This window comes from uncultured Kiloniella sp. (genome assembly GCF_937128705.1).
GTDB lineage: Bacteria > Pseudomonadota > Alphaproteobacteria > Kiloniellales > Kiloniellaceae > Kiloniella.
Genome location: NZ_CAKZMP010000149.1, coordinates 1 through 6777, shown reverse-complemented (window position 1 = coordinate 6777; position 6777 = coordinate 1). Strand labels below are relative to the sequence as shown.

Below are 6777 nucleotides of genomic sequence, written 5' to 3'. Positions count from 1 at the left end.
CCGTATGCTTTTATTTTGGGTCTCCCCAGCACATTGATTTTTCCGAACTGCTTTTGCTTGCCATTTTTGGGTTAATATTTGCAATTGCAGCTATTTCCTTGACCGAAGGCGCCAAATTAATTCCATCGGGGCAAGCCGCACTTGTCAGTTCGCTGGAAACACCCATTGCCCCCTTGCTTGCCTGGTTGATTCTTTTTGAAACCCCGACTGTTCATGCTATGATCGGGGGCACTGTGATTATGGTCGCTGTGATTTACAGCCAACGAGCAAGTCAGCCATCCCCCCTACCCTAAGGGCTAGGACATCAAATCATTCGCCACCTTGTTCGACAAGGCTCTCTCGCCATAGGTAAATGTACCCTGCTCTTTTATTTCGGTTGCGGCCTGCATAAAACCGCCCAGTGCAGCACGGGCCATTGAGCCACCCGTCGATATTCTTTTCACCCCGACATCTGCAAGTTCGTCTACGCTAAAGGTCGCCCCGACAAGCCCCATCACCACATTCACAGGTTTTGATACAGCCTCACAAACAGTTTTAATCGCGTCCAGATCGGGTAATCCCGGCGCAAAAAGAACATCTGCCCCGGCACGTTCAAAGGCCTGTAACCGTCGGATGGTGTCATCCAGATCAAGGCGTCCACGGATAAAATTTTCACTCCGCGCGGTGAGCAAAAATGGCTGCCCTCGACAGGCTTCACTGGCCGCGTGAATACGTTCAACCGCCAGATCAAAATCATAAATCGGATTTTCAGGATCGCCCGTGGCATCTTCGATAGAACCACCCACAAGCCCGGCCCCTATGCCGCCCTTTATCGTTTCCACACAGTTTTCCGGTGCCGCGCCAAAACCATCTTCCAGATCAGCAGACACCGGAAGATCCGTCGCAGCAACAATTTCACGGCAATTCGCAAGTGTTTCTTCAAGATTAAGGGCTGCAAGGCCGTCTTTGCGTCCCGTCGCAAAAGCCATCCCGGCAGATGTTGTTGCAAGCGCTTCAAACCCCAGAGAAGATAAAATCTTTGCTGTCCCCGCGTTCCATGGGTTGGGAATAACAAAGGCCCCCGGTCTTTCATGAAGCTTTTTAAATGCCAGGTATTTTTCTTCTTGTGTTGGTGACATATCAAATCTCCCTCAGAAACATAAAACACAACAGTAAATAGCACCAAACCACCTATCTTTGTCCAAAGATAATACAGGCGGAAGTGTCAAAGAAACCAGTACCGCCGCAGCAGTGATCAGATAGAATTATGCTAATTATTTTTTTCCGTTCCCTGTTGGCAAATAACGACTTATTATGATCGCCGTTCCCTTTTTATCATCCCACCCCATTCAAGTTTCCTGAACAAAAGGTCAAAACGGTACACCGCCTGTCGTTCTACAAGCTTTCAAGCACTCGCTGCTTTACTATTCCTTTAGGTTGATGTCTTAGACTCTCTTCATCCCTAGTTTGGTGTGTGTGTTTATAGGCCTTTTTATTGTCCTATTTTCCGGGGAATCAGCAATCCGTCCGTATAAGGAGATCACCATGTTAGGCGTTATTGGCGCAATGAGCGAAGAGGTCCGTCTTTTACTGGGGCAACTAAAAGATAAAAGCGAAAGTATCCATGCCGGGATTACCGTCACCACGGGAAATTACAAGGGAACAGATATCGCCCTAGCACAATCGGGCATTGGCAAGGTCAATGCCACGATCTGTACCCAAATGATGATTGACCTCTTTAAGCCTGAGAAACTGGTTTTCAGTGGCGTAGCAGGTGGGTTGCTTCCCAATATGCAAGCCGGTGATATTATCATTGCCAGTCATGTCGTGGAATACGATATGAATTTGACGGCTTTTGGGCGCCGACACGGCGAAACCCCCGGGCGAGAACGCCTGATAGAATGTGATCCCGATCTTGTCGGCAAGGCCACCACAGCTTTTGATACTGCATTTGAAGATGTCGAAGACGCCCCGAACCTTATGCTCGGCACGATTGCGTCCGGCGATACCTTTGTGCAGGACCGCGACAAACTCCGTTGGCTCCAACGTGAATTTGCAGCACTTGCGACAGAAATGGAAGGTGCAGCCTTTGGACAGACCTGCCGCCTTAACGGCCTGCCATTTGTTGTTATCCGGGCTTTATCTGATTCCTCTTCTGACAGTGCCAGCGAAGATTTCGAAGCCAACCTGCACCGCGCTTGTCTTAACTCTTTCGAGCTAATGGACTTGATGATCCCTAGTGCTCTGAAAGACTGGAACCAAGTCGATCGTCGAAACCGCAAGGACTGAACCAGAAAAGACCGAAACCAGAGGGCCAAACGCAGGCAGGATAAAAGCGTATACATCAGTCGGAATGAAATGAAGTGATGGACGGTTCAACACAGTCCACCACTCCAAAATTTTAGCCAAAACTTAAAAGCATAATTTCCAAGAGAATTTACTTACTCTGGCAACATCTTTACTCTGGCAACATCTCGCCAACCTGTTTTTCCAACGCCTTTGGATCGCTCAAGAAGCCAGCATGGAATTCAACAGCCATCGGATCGGGATAAACATCTTCAATATTGTTTTCTACAGCTTCAAGAACCGCCTTAACGACTGAACTCGGGGCCGTTTTATCCAATGGTAAACCAGCCGTCATATCCGTATCAATCGGTCCGGGATATACACCAACAACATGGGTTCCCTGTGCCGCCAGTTCTGCGCGCACCCCTTGAGTAAGCGAGTGAACAGCCGCTTTCGAAGCTGAATAAGACCCAAGAGCAGGAAAATTAAGATACCCTGCAACGGATGAAATATTAACAATTGCGCCACCGCCATTTGCCTTCAAAACAGGTGCAAAGGCACGGATCATATTCAAAGGTGCAAAGTAATTTGTTTCCATTTCATCCCGCGCATCATCAAGCGACGGTGCGGTCATAAAGCTGGTAAAACGAGCAATCCCTGCATTGTTAATCAGCAAAGAAATATCTTTAAAATCATTCGCTATGGACTTGATTGTATCAGGTTGGTTCACATCCAAAGTAACCGGAATAACTTTGCCTTCACTTTGCTTCACTAGATCTGACAACTTATCTACGTCACGCGCTGCGGCATAAATCTTGGAAGCCCCGGCAGTAATCAATTCTTCTACAAAAGCACGGCCAATGCCACGGTTAGCCCCGGTTACAAACGCAACTTTACCCTTAATATTACTCATTATCTTTTCCTCAAAAACGATGCCTATTATATAGGTCAAATTAAATACCGATGAGTATTAAAATAAGACCACACAACAAAATGTCAAATTAAAATACCGAACGGCATTAATTATAATCGCAACGTTATAGCGCGCCTGCGGCGACTCTGAGCTTCGTCTTGGTTCGCTCTATTTGTGACTTGAAGAAATAAATTTACCTGATAAAATACCATTCGGTATATATATTTGATCGAGATGACAATGGGACGCGGCCGACCACGCAAAACAGATCCGGAACAAGCGCTCGACACAGCGATGAAAGTCTTTTGGAACAAAGGTTTCGAAGGCACATCGATGAGCGACTTGGTCTGCGCGACAGGTATGGCAAAACCGGGGCTCTACGCCTGTTTTGGCGATAAAGAGGCTCTCTATAAAAAATCTTTAACCCGGTATTTTGATAATCTGGGCACGCCCCTTCTTGATGATTTAGAACATTCGACCGATCCTCTACCCATCGTCGTCCGTCGATTTTTAGAAACTGTCGCCCATTCAATGCTGGATGAAAGCTGCCCCAGCGGCTGCTTTGTTGTGAACAGCCTTATCGAAGGCGCCTCGCAACATCCCGCATTAAAAGCAATTGGGAAAGAATACGATCAAAGACGCCGGGATGTTTTTTCCCAACGATTTGCTGATGCCCAGAAGAACGGCGAAATCCCGACCCAAGTGAATGCCCAAGCACTCGCAGATTTTTTTGCGGCTCAGTCCCTTGCTCTGGGTGTTATGGGACGAACAGGTACCAACGAAAAAGAGTTGAGCAACTTTATTGATGTTGCCTTGACGGCTTTACCCGCTAATCATTAAAACGAAAACCTGTCCGAAATATTCAAGACCGAAAGAAAACACGCCCTTAATCTGCTTGTTCATTATTTGAAAACATCAGATCAAAGGAGAAACAAGTGCAACTCGCCTATACTATTCTTTATGTTCAGGACGTTCCCGCAACATTGGTATTTTACCAAAAAGCCTTTGGCTTTAAGCAGAAAATGCTTCACGAAAGTAATGATTACGGCGAACTTGATACGGGGCAGACAACCCTGTCTTTCTCGTCTCTTTCCCTCATGAAGGAATTGGGTAAGAACCCGTCATCCCCACAAAAAGAACATCCCTGTTTTGAGGTCGCGTTCACCACGGATAATGTCCCAGAAGCATTTGATCGCGCTTTGAAATCTGGTGCAGTATCCGTTCAAGAACCAGCAGAAATGCCATGGGGGCAAACAACAGCCTACGTAAGCGATCTTAACGGGTTTCTGGTGGAAATCTGTACGCCAATACTAATTCCGTAATCACAAACACCGACTTAAATCAGAATATTTTAATCTACGACAAAAATTTCAATTCTTATCATCTATAATAAGTATCTCTTATTGCAGGTACTTATTATAGATACGATGATACGTTCCGTCTTCACGCATCTCGGACAACGCCGCATTAAAAGCGGGTAAAATGTCAGCATAAGAAGAATCTTTTCGAATAAGAAATCTGAATTCAACTTCGTCAAAGGGATAGGTGCCCTCTTCGAGTATTTCACTGTGTTCCTGGTTAAGTTTTCCCTCTTTGATCAGACGATTTATATTATATTTCAAGATAAAGTCGTGCTCGATCATCCCATCAAAAGATGTATCTCTTTGAACCAACATAATTAAGGCCTGTGTAAATTTGGGCGCATAGGTCACTTTCAGATTTTTTAAATTTTCTTCGGCCCAACCATTTCCCAAATAGGACAAAATCCTATAGCCCCGAAGGTCAGCTGCCGTTCGCGCTTTCAACAAAATATTTTTATTTGGATTTTTTTTATTTGCGAACAACCGCCAGGTAAATGTAAAGACCGGATCACTCGCGGACAGGTACGATAAGCGTTCAGGAGTTGCTATTGTCAACATTGCGTCCCCCTTCTTGCTCTTAACCAATGATTGCGTCCGTTTCCAGGGGTACAATTCAATAGTCAACGGTTTATCGATCCGATTGAAAACTTCTGAAATAACCTCTATAAACAAACCTTTTGGACGATTATCTTCTCCATTGTATATAAAGGGTTCATAATCGGAATCATCCAACCAAACAAAATTTTCAGATGCCTGGCTTTTCCCGATCGCACCACTCATCATGAACAGGAAAATACATATTCGAAAACTTAATCGATTAAACATTAATGCTCCTGTTCAAATGCCTAAAGCTTTTTGTGGTTACAAAATTTTACCTTACCAAGTTCTAAACATTCATTAATAACTTGTTGATTTTATTGGAATCAAAAATCCAGCACAAATTTAGCAATTATCAATACTTCCCGTATAAAGTTCATTGCGAAATATCGTTTAAGGGGAAAGGATAAACAGGGTGCACAGTTTTTATATCTGTCACCCGGATATAATGCAGATTAGATCACGTTTTTTTAAAACCTTTTTTATAGTAGCCCTCTTACAAGGGCTGTTTGTTACCGCCGTTTTTGCTGAACAAGAAACAATCACAATCTATGCTGTGAACTATCCCCCCTATTCTATTGAAACCCCAAAGCAAGACGGACTAAGGGGTTTTGATGCAGAGGTCGTCGTAGAAGCTTTTGAAAGGGTTAGCATCAACGCCGCCGTCGAATATATGCCATGGGCCAGAATTATGTTGAGGGCTGAACAAGGTAAAATAGCTGCGGCATTATCTTGCGCCAAAGCAAAAAAAAGAGGCCATTTCATTTCCTATTCACCCCCCATCAGCAGCGCAACCCACAGCTTCGTTGCAAAAAAAAACTATGAGGGAAAAGCCCCTCGAAGTTTGCAGGATGCCCGCGGCAAAAAAATTACTGTTGTTGACGGGTACACGACCAAGCTACAACTTAAAAATGCCGGAATTCCCTATCACGCGGTGATAAATGATGCAGCTGCTCTCAATGTTTTGTTAAAAAGAGATTTTGATTTTTTCTACACAACCCGAGAATTCATCCAATACATAACATCGGGTAAAATAATCGCGTCACAAATACAATATTTTGACGTGAAGCAAACATCATATCATCTCTGCTTTAGTCAAGGTTGGCCGTCATCCAATTTTTTACTAACAAAGTTCAACAAGGGGCTGGCTGCAATTAAAGCGGATGGAACTTACGACAAAATTCATGCAAAATATCAATAACAATTGATATTTTTAAAGGGTTAATTTAGCCACCTCAATAAGATGACATCCTCCCAAAATGTACCAGCAGGAACAACCCATTAGGCACAAATATCACCCATAACCTGTTTGAAAAATTTCCTGATGCCGGGATACCTTGGCAAAGGTGCGTGGGCTAAGGTCAAACCACTGTCGGAATTCACGGGTCATATGCGCCTGATCTGAAAAGCCGTAATCAAAAGCAAATTCTGCAAGCGATCCTGCGTTTATTATATCCCGTCCGGCCCTGCGCACACGGGCCAACCTGTGCCAGAAAACCGGGGACTTTCCGGTTTCATTTACAATAAAGCGTTGCAACGTTCTGGAAGACACCCCCAGATCAGACGCAGCATGACTGACGGTTACAACGCCAGAAGCCAGGCACTTTAAAGCATCCTCGGTCCGAAGGTGATGGGTTGTAT

9 protein-coding genes are annotated in these 6777 nt (G+C 44.7%); 5 read left to right on the top strand and 4 right to left on the bottom strand.

Translation table 11 applies throughout. From position 1 onward, the window contains the following. A partial coding sequence (locus tag Q0241_RS08350; protein ID WP_299375938.1) for an EamA family transporter occupies positions 1 to 293 on the top strand: 293 nt, incomplete at its 5' end. A 3-nt stretch (positions 294 to 296) separates the two neighbouring features. Here Q0241_RS08350 and Q0241_RS08345 read toward each other — a convergent pair. Then, complete coding sequence (locus tag Q0241_RS08345) at positions 297 to 1118, bottom strand: isocitrate lyase/phosphoenolpyruvate mutase family protein (RefSeq protein WP_299375935.1); 822 nt, start codon at positions 1116 to 1118, stop codon at positions 297 to 299. Between the two features lie 406 nt (positions 1119 to 1524). Here Q0241_RS08345 and Q0241_RS08340 point away from each other — a divergent pair, with 406 nt between their 5' ends. Then, entirely contained in the window at positions 1525 to 2268 is a 744-nt protein-coding gene (locus tag Q0241_RS08340; RefSeq protein WP_299375932.1) for a 5'-methylthioadenosine/adenosylhomocysteine nucleosidase, read from the top strand. 169 nt (positions 2269 to 2437) lie between these two features. On the opposite strand, the gene Q0241_RS08335 is transcribed toward Q0241_RS08340, so the two are convergent. Next, a complete protein-coding gene (locus tag Q0241_RS08335) occupies positions 2438 to 3178 on the bottom strand; it encodes an SDR family oxidoreductase (RefSeq protein WP_299375929.1) in 741 nt (246 codons plus the stop codon). 240 nt (positions 3179 to 3418) lie between these two features. Here Q0241_RS08335 and Q0241_RS08330 point away from each other — a divergent pair, with 240 nt between their 5' ends. Together Q0241_RS08330 and Q0241_RS08325 are read left to right on the top strand one after the other, a co-directional pair. After that, positions 3419 to 4018: a TetR/AcrR family transcriptional regulator gene (locus Q0241_RS08330; protein WP_299375925.1), complete on the top strand. Its 600-nt coding sequence runs from the start codon at positions 3419 to 3421 to the stop codon at positions 4016 to 4018. 95 nt (positions 4019 to 4113) lie between these two features. After that, on the top strand, positions 4114 to 4500 hold the full coding sequence (locus Q0241_RS08325; protein ID WP_299375921.1) for a VOC family protein: 387 nt from the start codon (positions 4114 to 4116) through the stop codon (positions 4498 to 4500). Between the two features lie 78 nt (positions 4501 to 4578). On the opposite strand, the gene Q0241_RS08320 is transcribed toward Q0241_RS08325, so the two are convergent. After that, positions 4579 to 5364 carry a transporter substrate-binding domain-containing protein gene (locus Q0241_RS08320; protein WP_299375918.1) on the bottom strand — a complete coding sequence of 262 codons (786 nt, stop codon included), beginning with the start codon at positions 5362 to 5364 and terminating at the stop codon, positions 4579 to 4581. Between the two features lie 220 nt (positions 5365 to 5584). On the opposite strand from Q0241_RS08320, the gene Q0241_RS08315 reads away from it, so the two are divergent. Continuing rightward, the gene (locus tag Q0241_RS08315; protein ID WP_299375915.1) at positions 5585 to 6337 is read left to right on the top strand and encodes a transporter substrate-binding domain-containing protein; all 753 of its coding nucleotides are present in this window, start codon (positions 5585 to 5587) and stop codon (positions 6335 to 6337) included. Positions 6338 to 6430: 93 nt separating this feature from the next. Here Q0241_RS08315 and Q0241_RS08310 read toward each other — a convergent pair. Further along, the coding region (locus Q0241_RS08310; RefSeq protein ID WP_299375912.1) for a helix-turn-helix domain-containing protein at positions 6431 to 6777 on the bottom strand (347 nt) is incomplete at its 5' end.